A 15,431-nucleotide genomic window follows, 5' to 3' on the forward strand; every position below is an offset into this window, starting at 1 on the left:
GCTGTTCTAATTTCCTTTAGCAGCCGAGAAAGAGTTACGGATTAAAGCAATAAGTTTTGGAACAAGTACGAAAGCAAGTCCTAGAAGAACAAAAGTTCCAACGATGCCTAGCAATGCGTTACCACTTACGATTAGATCATTAACCGAAAAAGGTAAAGTAACTCCGGAAAAATCAATTGCTTTTGACGTTGTTTCTTCCATAGTTCACACCCCCTTTTTCGTTAATTTGCTAAAGGCTATTAGCGACCTTTAGCAGCAGAGAAAGAGTTACGGATAAGAGCAATAAGTTTCGGAACAAGTACGAAAGCAAGTCCTAGAAGAACGAAAGTTCCAACGATGCCTAGCAATGCGTTACCACTTCCGATTAGATCATTAACTGAGAATGGTAAAGTTACTCCTGTGAAATCAATTGCAGCTCCTAAAGTTGGCATAATGTGTTTTCCTCCTTGGAAAATAAGTTTTTTTATAATACTGGTTTAAGCCAGTTATTAACGGGTTTTAATATTCTCTGTAGTCATAATCCCTTTCTTCTTCCTCTTTGGCTGATTGATTCCAGGCTTTCACGATGATACCTAGTAAAAACCCAACACAGACCACAGCGAAAGCGATCATAACTCCAGGCGCTACTCCTTCAAGCAGCATTTTTACATAGCTCCAAAACAGCGATAAATTAGTAGAGTTAAAGAAATCAATTTGCATAAAAATTACTCCCTACTATTTCTTACTGCTTTGATTACGACTTGCAGCAACATCCCGACCGCAATAATTGCAACTACGATCATCAGGAAGGAAGCCACAGTTTTAAGGATGAATCCAAACGTATTCCAAAAAAACGTCCAATCCCAAACCCCTGATAAATTCACTGTTCACCCTAACCCCTTTCATAGTTTTGTTTCTTTAAAACTCTCTATGACCGTTAATGCCAGGGTTACAATGATGCCCCATGTTATTAAAGCAGCCATAATATCTGGGTTACCTAAAAAAACTTTGAAGGCATATGCCATAAGCCCGCCTATCTCCATTTATTCAGCCCCTTTACTGCTGCCGTTTAGTTTGTTTGCTGCTGTTGTAATCAAACTTACAATGGGGTAGGTTACAAAACAGGCTGCCAAAAACATAATGTAGGTGAAGACAATCTCCTTCGGTGTCTGGCTAACTATTTCATACATGCAGCTACCTCCTTATAACCCGGCTTAAGACCTGGAAGATCAAAAGGGCAACTAATGACATAGAGACAAGCAGATCACCGAGCGTGATTTCATGGATAACATGAATATTGCCTTTTTCAGTTTCAACCCTTGTCATTTCTCGTATTTCTACAGGAACAACAACCTGTGGCTCTGTTTCCATTTCTTCACCTCTTCCAGAAAAGCAAAAAAGGGATAGGTAAATCTTTCCACTAGTGAAAGACATACCTATCCCTTTTCTATTTACACACGCATCCCTAAAAAGATATAATAAGGGTGCGTTGTAGTGAGAAATCGGTCGCTCGGTACTTATCCTACCTAGTGATCTCTTTTAAGTGCTGGTAACACTTAAAAGGACTGCAACGTTTTTTATTTGCTTTTCTATAACTTAATATACAACTTCCTTTTATGGTTGTATATGGCAAAACTTTTAAAAATTAAATTAAATTTTTCATCCTCAAATTTTCTAAAAATCTCCGAAAATTGAAGTCGTTCAACTCCAAAAATCCATTAAAATACCTTGCGTTCTCTGCCTTGGAAAATTCAAATAGTCGTGCAAAATTTAATATATATTTATATTTAAAAACCACACGTTTTTTTGTAAAAAAAAGGAATTTTTCATTTGTTCAGTTCACCTTCGATTTGATCAATCCAATTCACTATATCTTCTCGATCAAAGCCCATTTCCCTTAAATCCGCAGGCATATTTTCAATATTGTTTTTCCACTCATAGAAACTATTTAAAGCTTTTTGCTTATTTCCAAATGAGAAAACATTTTTGTTTTGTGGCTTTTTATCCTTCCAAAAGGATTTTCTCAAATAGAAGTATTCTCTGTTTTTAGCTTTCACTTTTACAAGAAAGCCCGTTTTAGACATATAAATCACCCTGTATTAGCTTTATTTTGAATAAGGTGAATAAAACCCTCTACGACCTATTAAATCCCTTTAAATAAGCTCCTGAAGTTTATGAGTATTATTCACCTTATTAATGTTCACTATTTAAGAATTACTTAACTGCTTCTAGTTTCTTTAGAATATCCCGAACCGATTTTTTCTCGCTTTTGCTATCGCTGTCATTCTTAGCAGTCTTATTCTTTATTGCTTCATTCTCATATCGTTGGAATATTTCATCCGGATCTTGCTCTTTCCTTATAGGCTTTCTCGTTCCAGCTTTATTATTTGATTTTTTAGGCTTACGTTGTTTAGCTGCGTGTTCAGTACGTTTCATTTCTAAACCTGTTATGTCCATAATCCCCATGTTTTTATCTTCTGTTAATGCCTTATCTATGTACATCCAAGATTTTGCATTTCTTAGTGCACTGTACTCTATTTCATTTTTAATTACCTCAAAAGGTAAATGCTTTAACCAGGACTTAATTTGATTTGCTACGGCTTCATTTGAAGGAGTAATTAATTTTTCAAATAATGAAATTAAGCTGGAAGCTTCTTCTTCTTCTTCTTTATTACTAAAATCATTATTACTAAAATCATTATTACTATAGCTGTTGTTTTCCAGGTCTGGATTATCCAGGTCTGGAAAATCACGTTTAGGCTCCAATACTTGATTTTCACGTTTAGGATTATATTTAGGATTAAACTCCGGACGCTCATAAACATCATATATCCAATCGCCAAAAGTTCCGTTTTCAGTTCGTTCTCTGTATCTATTTACATAACCTGTAGAAATTAATTCCTTCATTGCTGATCTAACTGAGGTTTCACCATCATTAAATTTATTTTGAATATCTTTCATTCGTATTTGCCAGCCATCAGGCCTGGACAGAATATAGGTTAATAAACCTGTAGCTTTAAGAGAAAGTGTACCATTCCCTATATATTGCTTATCTAGCTGAACAAACGGATTCTCTCTTTTCATAGTTCTAACGATTGACATAAATAAAAAATCCTCCTTCAAAAATGGACATTAATCGGCAAAATCCATTCCTTGCATACAGGAGGAATCCAAACTATAATAGTTATAGGACATTAAAAATTCTATATGCAAGAAATGAGTAGGGAAAAGGAACAAGTTTGCGAGGCTGGTTCCTTTTTCTATTTTTATTGTAGCAAACCTAGTTACAACCTTCAATTAAAAATAATAGATTTTGCCAGATTTATGTATTAACTTTTGGTGTAATTAAATGATAGCCTTAAATTTCTTCCCCGTTTTCGTTACTCCTGTTTCCATTGTTCTGATCCAATCGCTTAAATCTTCTTTTGTGCAGCCAAACTCTACTAATTGCTGCGGAAAAAGATTGAAATTCCTTCCCCAGCTGCGCATATCCTTAATAGCTTCTTCTTTTCTTCCAAAACCATAGAGACTTTGTTTTTTCTTTGTTTCACTACTACAGTACTCATAAAGATAAATGTACTGTTTGCCCTTTGATGTGACATGAGAAATGAACAAAATAACACCTCTTTTTTTGATTTTTAAAGGAACATACGTTCTATGTTTTTTATGGTAACATGAGACAGTTGTCTCAACAATCCCTTTAAATAGTTAATATATAATGCAACTAAATGCCTAATGAGCACGTATAACTAAGGGGCGTGATGTTCAAAAAAATCAAACTATGATAAATTTGAAATACGCCCCTGGAGTAAACTGACAAAATGCGGACGGAAACCCAAAAATTGTCGAATTTACTTATTTTTAGTTTAAGGATTAGATAATTGCGTGTCAATACGAAATGAACAGATTTAGAACGGGTTTTATTGGTGGTGTTATGACTTGGAAGAGATAGAAAAAGCTTATTGGACACATGAAGCTGCCAAATATTTAGATATTGGCGAAAGCACCCTGAGAAAGTGGTGTATAGAATTAGAAAAGAACGGGTATAGATTTATCAAAGGGGCGATGGACTCCAGGGCGTTTACTGATAACGATTTAGTAGCTTTAAACCATTTCAAACAGCTGTATAAAGTGAAGAAATTCACCAGAGAACAAGCAGCTAAAGCTGTTGTGGAAAAATTTTCAAAGGAGGGAGTGAACGAGAGAACGACCCCCGTTCCTATGGAAAATACCCGTTCTTATGAAAATCTAGAAAATATGGTAAAAGAACTCCTGGAACAGAATAAAAAACAGGAGGAATTCAACAAAGCTTTATTGCAAAAATTAGATCAACAAGAAAAGTTCATCAAAGATTCATTAGAAAAGAGAGATCGGCTACTCCTTGAAACTATTAGAGAGAGCCAGGAAGAAAAGGCAGCTGCATTAGAAAAAAAAAAGATACCCTGGTTTAAAAGAATCTTCGGAATAGAATAGGTAAACGAACGAGAGAACGACCCCCATTCTTTAATTTTCAAGTCGTTCATTTCAAAATCAAAAGGACAGATGCTTATAATCTGTCCTTTTTTTATTTCAAAACCCCTTAAAAATATAGATTTAATGGCGATATAACATATGACAAAGGACTGGCAATAAGCATCAGGGAGGATTAGAAAATGGGTTTAGTTTTAGGAAGAAAACCAGGTCAAGAGGTAATTTTGATTGGTCCCAACAATGAAAAGATAGTTGTAGGTGTTGTTAAGACCGAAGACGACATGCTTCGGCTTAACATAGATGCTCCAAAAGACTTTCAAATCTTAAGGAGTGAACTTTATAGTCACAAGGACGTGTCTATAAAAAATTAAAACACGGAGGTAACAAAAATGAGAATTAATCACAACATTGCGGCGCTTAATACGTTCCGCCAACTAAACAGTGCGAGCGATGCACAATCAAAATCTATGGAGAAATTATCTTCGGGTCTTCGTATCAACCGCGCTGGAGATGACGCAGCAGGACTAGCAATCTCTGAAAAAATGCGTGCTCAGGTTCGTGGATTAGATCAAGCATCTCGAAATGCACAAGATGGTATATCTTTAATTCAAACAGCTGAGGGCGCTTTAAACGAAACGCATGACATCCTCCAGCGTATGCGTGAACTTGCTGTACAGGCAACAAATGACACGAATACGACGGAAGACCAGGCATCACTTAATGATGAATTTACTCAGTTAATTGCAGAGGTTGAGCGTATTGGCCAAGAAACACAATTCAACAAAAAGAATATTCTTTCTGCAGATCAATCATTAGATATTCAAGTAGGAGCTAACGCAGGAGAACAAATCACAATTGATTGGAAAGCTCAGTTAAGTACAGCTCTAGGGGAAGATTCAGTAGACATTTCTATACAGGTTATCACAGATAAAGCGACTTCTCAGACAGCTATTACAACAATTGAGAGTGCTATTGCTTCTGTTTCTAAATCTCGTTCAAAAATGGGTGCTTTCCAGAACCGTTTAGAGCACACTATTAACAATCTTGGTACATCTTCTGAAAACCTAACAGCAGCAGAATCACGCATTCGTGACGTGAATATGGCATCAGAAATGATGGAACAAACAAAGAACTCTATCTTGGCTCAGGCTTCTCAAGCTATGCTTGCACAAGCAAACCAGCAGCCACAAGGCGTTCTTCAATTGTTACGTTAATAAAAAAAGGCAGCTCTTTCTAGAGCTGTCTTTTTATTCTTTCAGATTCCTATATAGTGTTGCCTGGCTTACTCCTGTAGCTTCCACAATTTCTTTTATGGAGTAGTCTTTAGATTTATACATTTTCACAGCAAGCTCCACTTTCTTTTCATCTGCCTTTGGACGACCGCCTTTCCTGCCCCTGGCTCTTGCTGCTGATAATCCTGCCCTCGTTCTTTCGCTCACTATATCCCGTTCTAATTCGGCTATACTTGCCATTACTCGAAAGAAAAAACGCCCCATAGGTGTTGATGTATCAATGCTATCTTGAAGGGAAACGAATTGAACGCCCTTGTTCTCGAAAAGCTCACTCAATTCTATTAGATGCTTTGTGCTCCTGCTGATCCGGTCAAGCTTAAATATCACAACGGTATCACCAGGGCGCAAAACTTTTATCATTTCTTCTAGTTGGGGACGATCTGCTTTCCTGGTTGTGATCTTCTCCTGGAAAATTTGATCACAGCCGAAGTCCTTTAGGGCATCCAGCTGCATGTCTAAGTTCTGATCTTGTGTTGATACCCTGGCATACCCAAACTTCATTAACAAGCCCTACTTTCTATAATTTCATACTCTCAGGATAGAGAAGGATAAACAACTCTCATATAACAGGCTACATCTTTCTTTAAATTCTCTATATCGGTTGAATAAAAGTCATACAATGTTTCAGCGATTTTCTTTTTCCCTTCAAGCAAAGTAATGGAAACTAAATAATATGTTTTCATGCTGCTATCTCCTTCTAATCAATGAATTTATAGTTTGTGATTAAGAATCTTATAACGTCTGAATCTGTTATTTTGTCCTCTTTAGAATAAACGTGAGAAGGTGTTAAATTAACGCCCTGCTGCTTCTCAAATTCTAAAATACTTCGGATTTCTTCAAATCTGGCTTTTTGTTCTTTTGATAATTTAGCTTGTACCCTATAGGATTTCATGAGCTCCTCCTAAAATTTTTTATTCCAGGGCAGATTATTGTGAGCGTGTTGCACAACCGGAAGACATTTAGGGCAATATTTTCTGTTCAAATGCGGGGAATCATCATTTCTAATAGGCTTAAGTTCTTTTGGAGGATAATCTTTCATGCAGTATGTACATTTCTTAAATTTGTTCATAAATTTGTACTCCATTTTTAAATATAAAATGTACTCCATTTTAAAGAGCCTTGCTGCCTTATTTCTAGTCCATTCGGCAGAGTCTTTTGATAGACCGTTCTTTAACCTGTTTTAATCTTATCAAAAACGGTTATGTTTGTAAATAATGATAATTTGATTTTGTTAATATTTTTGATAAAAAATAAACGGGTTTTCGCCCGTTTCTGACTTGCTCTATATTCTTTTCAAAAACGACCGTTATTGAAAGGGCTATTTAAAAAGTTTTCCCGTTATTTTTCCAATGATTCTATTATGAATCCTTTCTTTCACTCTCCCTCTTTTAATGGCGTTAATATCTCCAAGAATCCGGGCGGTTTTATATAAGATGGTTCTGATCTTGCCTATACTCATTTAATTTCACCTCTCCCTTTTAATTGTTTAATCCCTTTTGCAATACAAACAGTTGCCACCAATCCGGCAATATAAAAGTTAAAGAGGAACCAGGCTGTTAAGTCTGTTTTTAATATAAATGTGTGCTGGAATAATAGAACAGCAACTAACCCAAAATAAAACGCTGCTTTCTTTTTTGGTGTGATCCTCAAATCTTTCATAGCTTGAACCTCTTTATTTCATGTTTTATTTGCTTCTTAATCAATTTCTTTCCGAACCTTACCGAAAATTTGTATAGCTTTTCTGGTAAAATCCATAAACTAAAAACAGCAAGGGTAAATAGAATAACAAACATCATAATGACAGCCTTATCCTTGCTGCTGTTTCAATAACATCATTTACATACCAATCGGCATGATTATAATGCCAAATGGCTTTCCTTATGTCTTTCTTATATCCACTTGCTGCAAGGTAATTGGCAGCTGAATGGATCGCATCCTCCAGGTTCCAAGGGTCTTTTCTTCCGTCTCCGTTTCCGTCTACTCCATAGGCTGAAAATGTAGAGGGCATAAACTGCATATGCCCGATAGCCCCGGCAGAAGAAACCATGAGCTTTATCCTGGAGAAGTCTGTTTCAATATCATGAATGGCAGCTAATACATACCAATCAACCCCGAACCGTTCACCAGCATCTTTATATATGGTTTTATATTCTTCTGGAACGCTTTGCCCTGGAAGAATGGCAGCAGGGATAGAAAGATCATAAAAGGCTGCTGCATCCAACTGATCCGGCTGCACATATGAAATGGCTTGCTCATATGCTTTTTGATAGGCTGCCAATTTATTATCTTCCATGCCTAACTTTATTTTTTCATTGCCTTCAGCTGTTTGCATTTTGGCTCTGATCTCTGCACGCTGCGCTTCAACTTTTTGTTTCTCCAGCTGCCATTCCCCTATATCAGCGTTTGCTGGACTACCAAAGAAAAGAAATAACGGCAGGAGTAGAAGGAATAATCCTTTATGCTGCATAATCTTCCAGCACCTTTTCAATACGCCTTTTAATCTCGTTCAAAGAATCAATTTGCTTCTGATCTTCTTCTCCGGCTTTCTTTCCGGCTGCTTCAAAGGTCAATTCTAATTCAGCTGCATACCAGGAAACGAAAGAATGCAGCATATTCACTTCCTTAATATTAAAATGAAGGTCAACTGCTTGATGATCTTCTTCTAGCCCTTCTATGGCTTGCTGAAAGGCTAGTTTTACCTCGTCATAACTAGCAAGTACCTCTTTACCTTCTTTCCTGCCGTAATTGCTTTTAAAGCCCTTCCTTACGTTCTGGCGCATTGCTGACATATGAACAACTAATATAGCCATTTCAACTTTACTAATGTTTAGAATCATCCTGTAGCCCTCCTATGCCCTTAGATCAAGGGAAACTTTATGTAGTTTTGTTCTTCTGATAAAATCCTCTACATCTTTTCGGCTTTCCTCTGTCTGTAGCTTCAAGCATGTAAGAATATTGATAAACCGTTCATAATCGTACTTATCTATTGCCCTGGTTCTAAATTCTTTTTTGATAAGCTCCAGAAGCTGATTAGAATAATAATCTATCCTTTTGTTATCATCGTGAAGCTTAGCTGCAAATGTGGTCGGGTCCATATATAACTCCTTATCATCTTTTGTGTTTTATCCCGATAGGATCCAAACCAGGGTTAATAAATGTTCGGATTTAAAAGTTCTCTGCAGCTGTTACCTGGTTCACATTGTTCGGATTATACTGCCTGGTTAATCTCGTTCAAATAGTTTTCAAGTTTTAATCTTTCATTTTTGGTCAATTCATTAACTTTCATTAAGAAGAAAGACTTCCTGCCAATCTTTACTTTCCGATCCACCCCGAAAGCCTTTGCTCTCTGCCAATGAATACATTCCCATGGTAGAAGGATAAAGCCCTGGCGCTTGGCTAAATCCTCTGCGATCTCCAGGGATTGATAGAAGGAAAACTGCTGCATCTTTTTAGCATAAGCAACTATATTTACTGAATTGGGATATAAGTATAAAAGGCTGCGTGGGTCTTTGTTTTTGTACCCCTTTGGAATTAGTGAAATCTGATCTAAATTCATACGGCAATTTTCCCCCTGGCTTTGTCATGTATTTCTTCTAACTTTGCAAAAAACTCATTCCCTTGCTGTTCTGTGGCTGGCAATGGGAAGCCCTGAACCATATTAAAAGAATCATAAAGGTTTAGCTTGAATATCTTTTTAGCCTTGTACATCGGTATAAATTGGGAAGCTTGCTGCATCGGGAATCCTGTTTGGTAATCTGTAAAGTGAAGGGAAAAACCCTTGTCTCCGATTTTCCGGACGTTCACAAGCACCTCAACAATATCTCTTATCCTGGAATCTACGTTTCTTATAGAAGGGCTGCAATATATCTGGACGCTCTGCATCTTCCTGGTGAACATTAAAACCTCTGTTGCCAGGGTAGAGCCGTATTTGCTCCATTTCCGGTTACTGAATGCCATTTGAGCTTCATCCCAACAAACGATACTGCCCTGGGCTTCGGCTACCTTATACCAATCTGTATAATGTGTCATTGGGAAAGAATCTGCCAAACCATAGTTGGAGAACAACTGCACTTGTCCTCCCCTTTGTTCCGTTCTCTCTTTCCAATGATGAGCCAGCAAAGACATTAGAAAAGTCTTTCCGGCTCCTAAAGGACCTTGTACAAAGAAATGATGTGCCATTACTTTTTCATTCCTTTCTCTGCCAAGATAACCGGCTTAGGAGGTTTCGGGATCAATGCCTCAATGGTATCTAAATAATAATCAGGATTAGCAACATGCGTTTTCCCTTTGCCTATTATGTAATCATAAATACCTTTGTACGGGTTCCCGTCCGGGTGGAGATATGTATTCTCTCCCATCCTTTTAAGAAGCAGCAAGGCTTTTATTTGCGGCTCTCTTAAGTTTTGGGATAGTCCTGTCATTTCTTCAATTACTTGTTTAACATCGGAAATGTGCTGAACCTGGGGGAACAGATCATCAGATATAACACTTTGAAGTTTTTGGGCGTTTTCAGCTGGTTGCATCAATTTTCAGCTCCTTAATTTTGCATTTAGTGGGTGATTATATTACTCGAAAAAATTAATTGCGCTGTAGGTCGATTCTCAAGCACTCTTTTCTTCTAATAAATTCGCTAGTTCATTTATTTTCTTTGCCATCCGGTCAATGACCGGATTATCATATCTATCATCACTTTCTGCCAGCTCAGACATGGTATCAACCATCCCTTTAAGTTCATAAATCATGCAGCATAATTTCAAATCCATTTTTCCCACTCCTTTTATGAAACGGCTATAACAATAAAGGCGATAAATAACAATCCGAATAACAATCCTTTTGTCCAGTCCATAGAAGAAGGTGGAATAGGGGGCTTGTATGCTGTGATCTGCTCCAGAACCATGTTCATTTCAAGTTGTGCAAGTCTGCCCGTTTCTTCGATTGATCTGGAAGGCGCTCTATAGAAAAAATTGCGCCCTTCCTTCCCTGTGGTTATCTCACAATCTAAAATTGGTACCTTGTAATGCCCTGCGACTATTACTGAATCCTCGGTGAAGTCCGTAATAGTTTTTATATCTGATGTTTTATTGTCATTATCGAAAACAATTAATATATCCGTTGTTTCAAATAGAAACTCGTCATCTTCTTTTCTTTTGAAGAACATTAGAATGCAGCCCCTTTCCTTTTCTTCGGTGTTCTATTCTTCATACGCTGCCAAATCTTAAAACCGATTAATGCAGCGCATCCGGCTCCGGCAGTCGTTCCAAAACCCACAAAAAACATATAAATCATAGCTTCAGCCATTAATATTTCCTCCACTCTCTTAATCTTTTTTCGCTTTCGTAATCCGTAACAAAGATCAATGCGGCTGCAACAACTAATCCAATCACAACTGAAATCACCACCATTTCACGCCCTCTTTTACTGAATAGTACATTCTCATGACCGATCTAAAAATTAACAGTGAACCTAACAGCACAGTAGAAAGTAAAATGGAGGAGACAACCAACTGCCAGGCAGTCGGTAAATCTCCAAATACTGCGAAATATTGTCCTATATTCAGCCCCTGGGCTGTCACCATTTGAACTTCTTGTAATTTCTCAATAGCCAGGTCAAGGAATGTTATTGGCGGTTTGAAAATCTTATCTATAAACCCCTTGATAACTCCTAAAACGTCCAATTAATCACCCCCAACCCTGATTGAAGAAATTAGCTTGATGGCAGCTACGGCTGTTATGAACCAAAGCATAAACAGCAAAATATAGGCGATTGAATCAATCTGCAAAACTTTTAAATTACTAAACAGCTTCCCCAATATCTCAGAGTAGCCATGACCTCCACCTGATCTCGGGGAGTACTTTAAGCTGCCGAGCGTTCGGACAAATCCCTCAATCAATGACCACAAAACTTTTGCTGCTTCAAAGATCACCAGGAACAACTTAACAGCTAAAACCCCGATCATATACAGGAGATAAAGCAATCCTTCAATTAAGGCGTATATAACTTTAAAAAAGCCAATTATTATATCTACAAGGTTTTGAAATAACTTTTTAAGAAGGTTTCCGACCCATTTTAAGCCGTCCCATATGACGCCAAACAATCCGGCAAATAATGAGTATAGAAAATCAAATAGTTTCCCGAAGGCATCCCCGATAATTCCCATACTTTAATACCTGCTGCGTCTTGTCGACTTGTCTCTCATTGCGTTATAAATCAATTCAATTAAGCGATCTGAAAATAAGATAACCATTAATAAGAAGAGGAAGGGAGACAGATAAACCAAATTACCTTTGAAAACTATATCTATCATCCCCTGCAATAGTTCAGCATTCACCTTTAACTAATCCCCCTTCTATCCCTCGGCTTTCTCGCTCGTTCTCTTGGCGCTCTCGGCTCTCTGGAAGCCCTCGGTGCTCTTGGTTCCCTAATTCTTTCTCGGGTCAACTTAGCTGTTCTTATGCGCTCTTTAGGCTCTCTAATTCTTGGTTGTTTTATCTCTTTAGGTTCCCTAGTAGGCTTTGGCGCTACTTCAACCCGTTCGCTTTTCGGTTCCTTTGTCGTTCTAAATTCTTTCGCTTCCTGTCTTTCCATTTTCTGAATAGCTTCTGCTTTCGTTCTTCTCTCAGCAGCTTCGGAACTTCCTTTCGAATCCTTTCGGAAGGCTCCAATAATTAAGTTTCTTATCTTTGGAACAAGCAAGAAAGCTAATGCAAGCAGGATGAACGGTCCAATAATCCATAGCAAGCCGTTACCAGAAAGAAGTAAGTCTTTGACAGAGAAAGGTAGGGATAATTCTTCAAAAGCAACAAGGGGCTTTCCTGGTGTTTTGGTTCTAGCTGTTACCCCTTCACTTTCAACTCCATCGACCGATGTTGTTGTAACTTTATATTCGTACTCTGTGCCAGGCTCTACCGTATAATCATTGAAATAAGTTCCGTTCGTTTCAAAGATTTTTTCACCTGCTGCATATACCGTTTTTCCATTTATGAGCTTGTCCATAAAGCTTGTTTCCTGGGTTAATGTTTCACGATAAATATTTACATGCTGCAAGTTTTCCGACTTTGGCAACACCCAGGATAGATTGGCGCTTTTATAGGTTGTTGTGATTTCTAAATTTTTTACTTCCCCAACATTTGTTGGATCATCCGGAAACTCGTCTTCATCATCTGGAATCCCGTCACCGTCTCGATCTGGAGGGGGAGTAGACTTTGTTGTGACTGACTTACTTATTCCTTCTGTTTCATGTCCATCTGAATAAACAGCCGTTATCTTATAGGTGTAATTCGTATCAGCTGACACATTGGAATCGGTAAATGTTTTTGTGCTGCTGTCTACTGATTTTAAAAATTCTCCATTCTTATAAATCTTTGTTCCTATAAAATCTGTTTTATCAGTCGGCAGATTCCACATAAGACCAACAGAGTTATGAGTTGCTGATAAAATTAAATTTGTAACATCATCATGTGTAACCGTTGGAGATTCTACACCCAATAAATCAAATTCATATAATCCACTACCAACAGATCGGGTATTTTCAATAGAAAAATAAGAAACATTTTTAACATCCATAGAAAGATTTTGTGAAGGAAATTCCACAGAAGTATATAAAACATTTTTATTAGCATCATATAATTTTAATTGCCATGAAATAGTAGTGCCATTATATTTAAAATGCTTATAGCCCATTACATTAATAGGTTTATCAAATTTATACCAATACATTTGGTTTTGCCCAATTAATGTATAACCAGTAGATTCATTCCCATCGGTTAAAAATGAATCAGTTTTTAAAGTATCATCCAATGCAGAACCAATATTAACAGGAATATTCGCTAACACATCTGTACCAGAAGGCGAAGGATTAGCATCCGAACCAAAAACATCAAACTCATAAACGGTTATCGGAGAAGTAGCTGTATTAGTAAGAACAATCTTTTTTACATTACTTACAGACGTTGATACTTTTCCACCCGCTGTATTAGGTGAAGAACTAATTGTAAAAACTTGTCCAGTACTTGTTACAGCAGTAATTTTTAAACCAGTCACAGTTGACATAGCTTTTAATTGATAATGAGTTAAATTGACAGGACTAGAGAACTCATACCAAAAGGTATCCTGTTGACCATTGGCTTGTAACGATACAGGAGTACCTTCATCATTATCGGTTATAGTTGAAAAAATTTGCGTTGATGTATTTGCATCAACACCCCTATTAATAGGTTTCCCATTCAACAAACCGCCTGTATAAGCAAATGCCGAACCAAACGGCACAAAGAAAAGCACTAAAGCCATTAATAAAACTATTAATTTTTTCAATTTCTTAATTATCTCCTTTCCTTACGGCTGCCCTGGTAGTGGCGCTGTCCCACTTTCACTAGGAATGGGCGCTAAGCCGTTTGTATCTCCAGGAATAGGAGCCGTTCCACTTTCATTCGGGATTGGCGCCGTTCCCGTTGTGTCTCCAGGTGTTGGGGCGATATTTTCCGGCTCTGTCGGATCAGCTGGCGCCATGTTTTCCGGTTCCGAAGGGTTCGGAGGGGTGTAATTATCTCCTTCATTTGGTGAAGGGGCTTGATTTTCTCCCTCGCTTGGTGTTGGCGCAACATTATCTCCCTCTGGAGGATTTGGAGCGAAATTATCCGGGTCTTTCGGGTCTGTCGGCAATGGTGCTTCCCCTTCATTCGGTTGATTAGCTGTGAATTCATCCTGGGTGGGAAGTCCACTTATTGGATCATTAATTTCAAACCCTCCTGTTGGATCTTCTCTTTCTGGAATTTTCGGTGCTCCGTTTTTAATGTCATCACCACTAAAAGTTGAATCGTCCAATCCTGGAGCTTCTTGTCCTGTTGGTGCTTTTAATCCTCTATCGTCCAAATCACTTGGAAGGGCAGGAATAGATGGAGCATTTGGCGCACCTGGAGAAGAAGGAGCACGACCTAGTAAATTATCCAAATCATTTATAATCCTTGGTGCTATCGTGTCTCTAAAGGTATTTGCGACTTGCTGCCAATTTGGGGCAGGAGGTATAGCACTCTTTATTTCATCCAATTTCCCCATGTATTGAGACCAACCAGGGCAGTTAAACAAATCACAGCCTATACAGCCACTATCACCCGATCCTCCACTTCCTCCACCAGAAGAAGAACCTGTGAAAATAACAGTTGATGAAAGAGGATTAGTTGAAGTTCCTTCAATAGCGTAAACCTCAGAACCATCTAACGATCTAAGAGAAAATGCTGCTGCACCACTTGGAGCACTTACGCTTCCAGGTATAGTGGACGTTCCTATTTGACTTGAAGATGTACTATACCAAATAACTTGCCCTGATCCTCCACCTGTTGAAAGGCTTGTCCAAACATCATTGTGCGCTCCACCATCAGCCCAAAGTTTCTCCGTTTGGGAAGTTGTCCCAAAATAACCGTAATTATATGTTTCTGCATAAGCTTGATTACCACCAAGAAAAAAGAACAATAAAAGTAACAAGAAAGTGCTTTTCTTTGATATATAAAACACCCCACGTTTCCAGGTATTAAAAAGGGAAGATAGATTTTCTATCTCCCCGGCATTCGGCTGTTCTAATTTCCTTTAGCAGCCGAGAAAGAGTTACGGATTAAAGCAATAAGTTTTGGAACAAGTACGAAAGCAAGTCCTAGAAGAACAAAAGTTCCAACGATGCCTAGCAATGCGTTACCACTT

30 protein-coding genes are annotated in these 15,431 nt (G+C 37.9%); 3 read left to right on the forward strand and 27 right to left on the reverse strand.

Features of this window, described 5'->3' with window-relative positions:
* Nucleotides 1-6: 6 nt before the first annotated feature.
* From M3205_RS23385 to M3205_RS23430, 10 genes are all read right to left on the reverse strand, one after another.
* Nucleotides 7-201 carry a hypothetical protein gene (locus M3205_RS23385; RefSeq protein ID WP_251172078.1) on the reverse strand — a complete coding sequence of 65 codons (195 nt, stop codon included), beginning with the start codon at nucleotides 199-201 and terminating at the stop codon, nucleotides 7-9.
* A 38-nt stretch (nucleotides 202-239) separates the two neighbouring features.
* Nucleotides 240-431, reverse strand: a complete 192-nt coding sequence (locus tag M3205_RS23390; RefSeq protein WP_251172079.1) for a hypothetical protein — start codon at nucleotides 429-431, stop codon at nucleotides 240-242.
* A 67-nt stretch (nucleotides 432-498) separates the two neighbouring features.
* On the reverse strand, nucleotides 499-699 hold the full coding sequence (locus tag M3205_RS23395; protein WP_072501965.1) for a hypothetical protein: 201 nt from the start codon (nucleotides 697-699) through the stop codon (nucleotides 499-501).
* A 5-nt stretch (nucleotides 700-704) separates the two neighbouring features.
* Complete coding sequence (locus tag M3205_RS23400; RefSeq protein ID WP_072501964.1) at nucleotides 705-863, reverse strand: PTS ascorbate transporter subunit IIC; 159 nt, start codon at nucleotides 861-863, stop codon at nucleotides 705-707.
* Between the two features lie 18 nt (nucleotides 864-881).
* The gene (locus M3205_RS23405; RefSeq protein WP_170853833.1) at nucleotides 882-1,022 is read right to left on the reverse strand and encodes a hypothetical protein; all 141 of its coding nucleotides are present in this window, start codon (nucleotides 1,020-1,022) and stop codon (nucleotides 882-884) included.
* Complete coding sequence (locus M3205_RS23410) at nucleotides 1,023-1,169, reverse strand: hypothetical protein (protein ID WP_251172080.1); 147 nt, start codon at nucleotides 1,167-1,169, stop codon at nucleotides 1,023-1,025.
* A 4-nt stretch (nucleotides 1,170-1,173) separates the two neighbouring features.
* A complete protein-coding gene (locus M3205_RS23415; RefSeq protein ID WP_211705072.1) occupies nucleotides 1,174-1,350 on the reverse strand; it encodes a hypothetical protein in 177 nt (58 codons plus the stop codon).
* A 455-nt stretch (nucleotides 1,351-1,805) separates the two neighbouring features.
* The gene (locus tag M3205_RS23420) at nucleotides 1,806-2,036 is read right to left on the reverse strand and encodes a hypothetical protein (protein ID WP_251172081.1); all 231 of its coding nucleotides are present in this window, start codon (nucleotides 2,034-2,036) and stop codon (nucleotides 1,806-1,808) included.
* A 157-nt stretch (nucleotides 2,037-2,193) separates the two neighbouring features.
* Nucleotides 2,194-3,081, reverse strand: coding sequence for a DnaD domain protein (locus M3205_RS23425; RefSeq protein ID WP_251172082.1), 888 nt, complete (start codon nucleotides 3,079-3,081; stop codon nucleotides 2,194-2,196).
* Nucleotides 3,082-3,324: 243 nt separating this feature from the next.
* Complete coding sequence (locus M3205_RS23430; protein ID WP_251172083.1) at nucleotides 3,325-3,594, reverse strand: hypothetical protein; 270 nt, start codon at nucleotides 3,592-3,594, stop codon at nucleotides 3,325-3,327.
* A gap of 324 nt (nucleotides 3,595-3,918) precedes the next feature.
* Between M3205_RS23430 and M3205_RS23435 the strand changes: the two genes are divergently transcribed.
* The 3 genes from M3205_RS23435 to M3205_RS23445 all read left to right on the forward strand — a co-directional run bounded on the left by M3205_RS23435 (nucleotide 3,919) and on the right by M3205_RS23445 (nucleotide 5,663).
* A complete protein-coding gene (locus tag M3205_RS23435) occupies nucleotides 3,919-4,452 on the forward strand; it encodes a DUF3967 domain-containing protein (protein WP_251172084.1) in 534 nt (177 codons plus the stop codon).
* 179 nt (nucleotides 4,453-4,631) lie between these two features.
* Nucleotides 4,632-4,820 carry a carbon storage regulator gene (locus M3205_RS23440; protein ID WP_217028299.1) on the forward strand — a complete coding sequence of 63 codons (189 nt, stop codon included), beginning with the start codon at nucleotides 4,632-4,634 and terminating at the stop codon, nucleotides 4,818-4,820.
* A gap of 18 nt (nucleotides 4,821-4,838) precedes the next feature.
* Nucleotides 4,839-5,663: a flagellin N-terminal helical domain-containing protein gene (locus M3205_RS23445; protein ID WP_251172085.1), complete on the forward strand. Its 825-nt coding sequence runs from the start codon at nucleotides 4,839-4,841 to the stop codon at nucleotides 5,661-5,663.
* Between the two features lie 33 nt (nucleotides 5,664-5,696).
* On the opposite strand, the gene M3205_RS23450 is transcribed toward M3205_RS23445, so the two are convergent.
* The 17 genes from M3205_RS23450 to M3205_RS23530 all read right to left on the reverse strand — a co-directional run bounded on the left by M3205_RS23450 (nucleotide 5,697) and on the right by M3205_RS23530 (nucleotide 15,248).
* Nucleotides 5,697-6,242, reverse strand: a complete 546-nt coding sequence (locus M3205_RS23450; RefSeq protein ID WP_251172086.1) for a recombinase family protein — start codon at nucleotides 6,240-6,242, stop codon at nucleotides 5,697-5,699.
* A gap of 32 nt (nucleotides 6,243-6,274) precedes the next feature.
* Nucleotides 6,275-6,424, reverse strand: coding sequence for a hypothetical protein (locus tag M3205_RS23455; protein WP_251172087.1), 150 nt, complete (start codon nucleotides 6,422-6,424; stop codon nucleotides 6,275-6,277).
* Between the two features lie 14 nt (nucleotides 6,425-6,438).
* Nucleotides 6,439-6,633 (reverse strand): hypothetical protein, encoded by a 195-nt coding sequence (locus tag M3205_RS23460; protein ID WP_251172088.1) that lies wholly within the window; start codon nucleotides 6,631-6,633, stop codon nucleotides 6,439-6,441.
* Nucleotides 6,634-7,196: 563 nt separating this feature from the next.
* Nucleotides 7,197-7,400 (reverse strand): hypothetical protein, encoded by a 204-nt coding sequence (locus M3205_RS23465; RefSeq protein WP_251172089.1) that lies wholly within the window; start codon nucleotides 7,398-7,400, stop codon nucleotides 7,197-7,199.
* A 133-nt stretch (nucleotides 7,401-7,533) separates the two neighbouring features.
* Nucleotides 7,534-8,208, reverse strand: coding sequence for a lytic transglycosylase domain-containing protein (locus M3205_RS23470; protein WP_251172090.1), 675 nt, complete (start codon nucleotides 8,206-8,208; stop codon nucleotides 7,534-7,536).
* Nucleotides 8,198-8,578 carry a hypothetical protein gene (locus M3205_RS23475; protein ID WP_251172091.1) on the reverse strand — a complete coding sequence of 127 codons (381 nt, stop codon included), beginning with the start codon at nucleotides 8,576-8,578 and terminating at the stop codon, nucleotides 8,198-8,200. Before M3205_RS23475 ends, M3205_RS23470 begins: the two co-directional genes overlap by 11 nt.
* Nucleotides 8,579-8,590: 12 nt before the next feature.
* Nucleotides 8,591-8,836, reverse strand: coding sequence for a hypothetical protein (locus tag M3205_RS23480; RefSeq protein WP_139293113.1), 246 nt, complete (start codon nucleotides 8,834-8,836; stop codon nucleotides 8,591-8,593).
* Between the two features lie 113 nt (nucleotides 8,837-8,949).
* On the reverse strand, nucleotides 8,950-9,297 hold the full coding sequence (locus tag M3205_RS23485; RefSeq protein ID WP_072501975.1) for a hypothetical protein: 348 nt from the start codon (nucleotides 9,295-9,297) through the stop codon (nucleotides 8,950-8,952).
* Nucleotides 9,294-9,920 (reverse strand): DEAD/DEAH box helicase family protein, encoded by a 627-nt coding sequence (locus M3205_RS23490; RefSeq protein WP_072501974.1) that lies wholly within the window; start codon nucleotides 9,918-9,920, stop codon nucleotides 9,294-9,296. The genes M3205_RS23485 and M3205_RS23490 overlap by 4 nt, the downstream gene beginning before the upstream one ends.
* Nucleotides 9,920-10,264, reverse strand: a complete 345-nt coding sequence (locus M3205_RS23495; RefSeq protein WP_251172099.1) for a hypothetical protein — start codon at nucleotides 10,262-10,264, stop codon at nucleotides 9,920-9,922. The genes M3205_RS23490 and M3205_RS23495 overlap by 1 nt, the downstream gene beginning before the upstream one ends.
* Before the next feature lie 78 nt (nucleotides 10,265-10,342).
* Nucleotides 10,343-10,504 carry a hypothetical protein gene (locus tag M3205_RS23500; protein WP_251172092.1) on the reverse strand — a complete coding sequence of 54 codons (162 nt, stop codon included), beginning with the start codon at nucleotides 10,502-10,504 and terminating at the stop codon, nucleotides 10,343-10,345.
* 14 nt (nucleotides 10,505-10,518) lie between these two features.
* A complete protein-coding gene (locus M3205_RS23505) occupies nucleotides 10,519-10,899 on the reverse strand; it encodes a hypothetical protein (protein WP_251172093.1) in 381 nt (126 codons plus the stop codon).
* Nucleotides 10,899-11,039 (reverse strand): hypothetical protein, encoded by a 141-nt coding sequence (locus M3205_RS23510; protein WP_251172094.1) that lies wholly within the window; start codon nucleotides 11,037-11,039, stop codon nucleotides 10,899-10,901. Before M3205_RS23510 ends, M3205_RS23505 begins: the two co-directional genes overlap by 1 nt.
* Before the next feature lie 94 nt (nucleotides 11,040-11,133).
* Complete coding sequence (locus M3205_RS23515) at nucleotides 11,134-11,415, reverse strand: hypothetical protein (protein ID WP_251172095.1); 282 nt, start codon at nucleotides 11,413-11,415, stop codon at nucleotides 11,134-11,136.
* Nucleotides 11,416-11,898, reverse strand: coding sequence for a hypothetical protein (locus tag M3205_RS23520; RefSeq protein ID WP_251172096.1), 483 nt, complete (start codon nucleotides 11,896-11,898; stop codon nucleotides 11,416-11,418).
* A gap of 173 nt (nucleotides 11,899-12,071) precedes the next feature.
* Nucleotides 12,072-14,051 carry a hypothetical protein gene (locus tag M3205_RS23525; RefSeq protein WP_251172097.1) on the reverse strand — a complete coding sequence of 660 codons (1,980 nt, stop codon included), beginning with the start codon at nucleotides 14,049-14,051 and terminating at the stop codon, nucleotides 12,072-12,074.
* A gap of 21 nt (nucleotides 14,052-14,072) precedes the next feature.
* Nucleotides 14,073-15,248 carry a hypothetical protein gene (locus tag M3205_RS23530; RefSeq protein WP_251172098.1) on the reverse strand — a complete coding sequence of 392 codons (1,176 nt, stop codon included), beginning with the start codon at nucleotides 15,246-15,248 and terminating at the stop codon, nucleotides 14,073-14,075.
* Between the last annotated feature and the right edge of the window lie 183 nt (nucleotides 15,249-15,431).

Source organism: Cytobacillus firmus (assembly GCF_023715565.1).
Taxonomy (GTDB): Bacteria; Bacillota; Bacilli; order Bacillales; family Cytobacillaceae; genus Cytobacillus; species Cytobacillus firmus_C.

Coding starts and splice junctions, on each gene's coding strand:
- M3205_RS23415 (WP_211705072.1), bottom strand. CDS start 1,350: ATGGAAACAGAGCCACAGGTTGTTGTTCCTGTAGAAATACGAGAAATG.
- M3205_RS23500 (WP_251172092.1), bottom strand. CDS start 10,504: ATGGATTTGAAATTATGCTGCATGATTTATGAACTTAAAGGGATGGTT.
- M3205_RS23475 (WP_251172091.1), bottom strand. CDS start 8,578: ATGATTCTAAACATTAGTAAAGTTGAAATGGCTATATTAGTTGTTCAT.
- M3205_RS23495 (WP_251172099.1), bottom strand. CDS start 10,264: ATGCAACCAGCTGAAAACGCCCAAAAACTTCAAAGTGTTATATCTGAT.
- M3205_RS23465 (WP_251172089.1), bottom strand. CDS start 7,400: ATGAAAGATTTGAGGATCACACCAAAAAAGAAAGCAGCGTTTTATTTT.
- M3205_RS23455 (WP_251172087.1), bottom strand. CDS start 6,424: ATGAAAACATATTATTTAGTTTCCATTACTTTGCTTGAAGGGAAAAAG.
- M3205_RS23480 (WP_139293113.1), bottom strand. CDS start 8,836: ATGGACCCGACCACATTTGCAGCTAAGCTTCACGATGATAACAAAAGG.
- M3205_RS23395 (WP_072501965.1), bottom strand. CDS start 699: ATGCAAATTGATTTCTTTAACTCTACTAATTTATCGCTGTTTTGGAGC.
- M3205_RS23490 (WP_072501974.1), bottom strand. CDS start 9,920: ATGGCACATCATTTCTTTGTACAAGGTCCTTTAGGAGCCGGAAAGACT.
- M3205_RS23520 (WP_251172096.1), bottom strand. CDS start 11,898: ATGGGAATTATCGGGGATGCCTTCGGGAAACTATTTGATTTTCTATAC.
- M3205_RS23390 (WP_251172079.1), bottom strand. CDS start 431: ATGCCAACTTTAGGAGCTGCAATTGATTTCACAGGAGTAACTTTACCA.
- M3205_RS23410 (WP_251172080.1), bottom strand. CDS start 1,169: ATGTATGAAATAGTTAGCCAGACACCGAAGGAGATTGTCTTCACCTAC.
- M3205_RS23440 (WP_217028299.1), top strand. CDS start 4,632: ATGGGTTTAGTTTTAGGAAGAAAACCAGGTCAAGAGGTAATTTTGATT.
- M3205_RS23510 (WP_251172094.1), bottom strand. CDS start 11,039: ATGGCTGAAGCTATGATTTATATGTTTTTTGTGGGTTTTGGAACGACT.
- M3205_RS23485 (WP_072501975.1), bottom strand. CDS start 9,297: ATGAATTTAGATCAGATTTCACTAATTCCAAAGGGGTACAAAAACAAA.
- M3205_RS23450 (WP_251172086.1), bottom strand. CDS start 6,242: ATGAAGTTTGGGTATGCCAGGGTATCAACACAAGATCAGAACTTAGAC.
- M3205_RS23445 (WP_251172085.1), top strand. CDS start 4,839: ATGAGAATTAATCACAACATTGCGGCGCTTAATACGTTCCGCCAACTA.
- M3205_RS23385 (WP_251172078.1), bottom strand. CDS start 201: ATGGAAGAAACAACGTCAAAAGCAATTGATTTTTCCGGAGTTACTTTA.
- M3205_RS23505 (WP_251172093.1), bottom strand. CDS start 10,899: ATGTTCTTCAAAAGAAAAGAAGATGACGAGTTTCTATTTGAAACAACG.
- M3205_RS23460 (WP_251172088.1), bottom strand. CDS start 6,633: ATGAAATCCTATAGGGTACAAGCTAAATTATCAAAAGAACAAAAAGCC.
- M3205_RS23405 (WP_170853833.1), bottom strand. CDS start 1,022: ATGGAGATAGGCGGGCTTATGGCATATGCCTTCAAAGTTTTTTTAGGT.
- M3205_RS23470 (WP_251172090.1), bottom strand. CDS start 8,208: ATGCAGCATAAAGGATTATTCCTTCTACTCCTGCCGTTATTTCTTTTC.
- M3205_RS23425 (WP_251172082.1), bottom strand. CDS start 3,081: ATGTCAATCGTTAGAACTATGAAAAGAGAGAATCCGTTTGTTCAGCTA.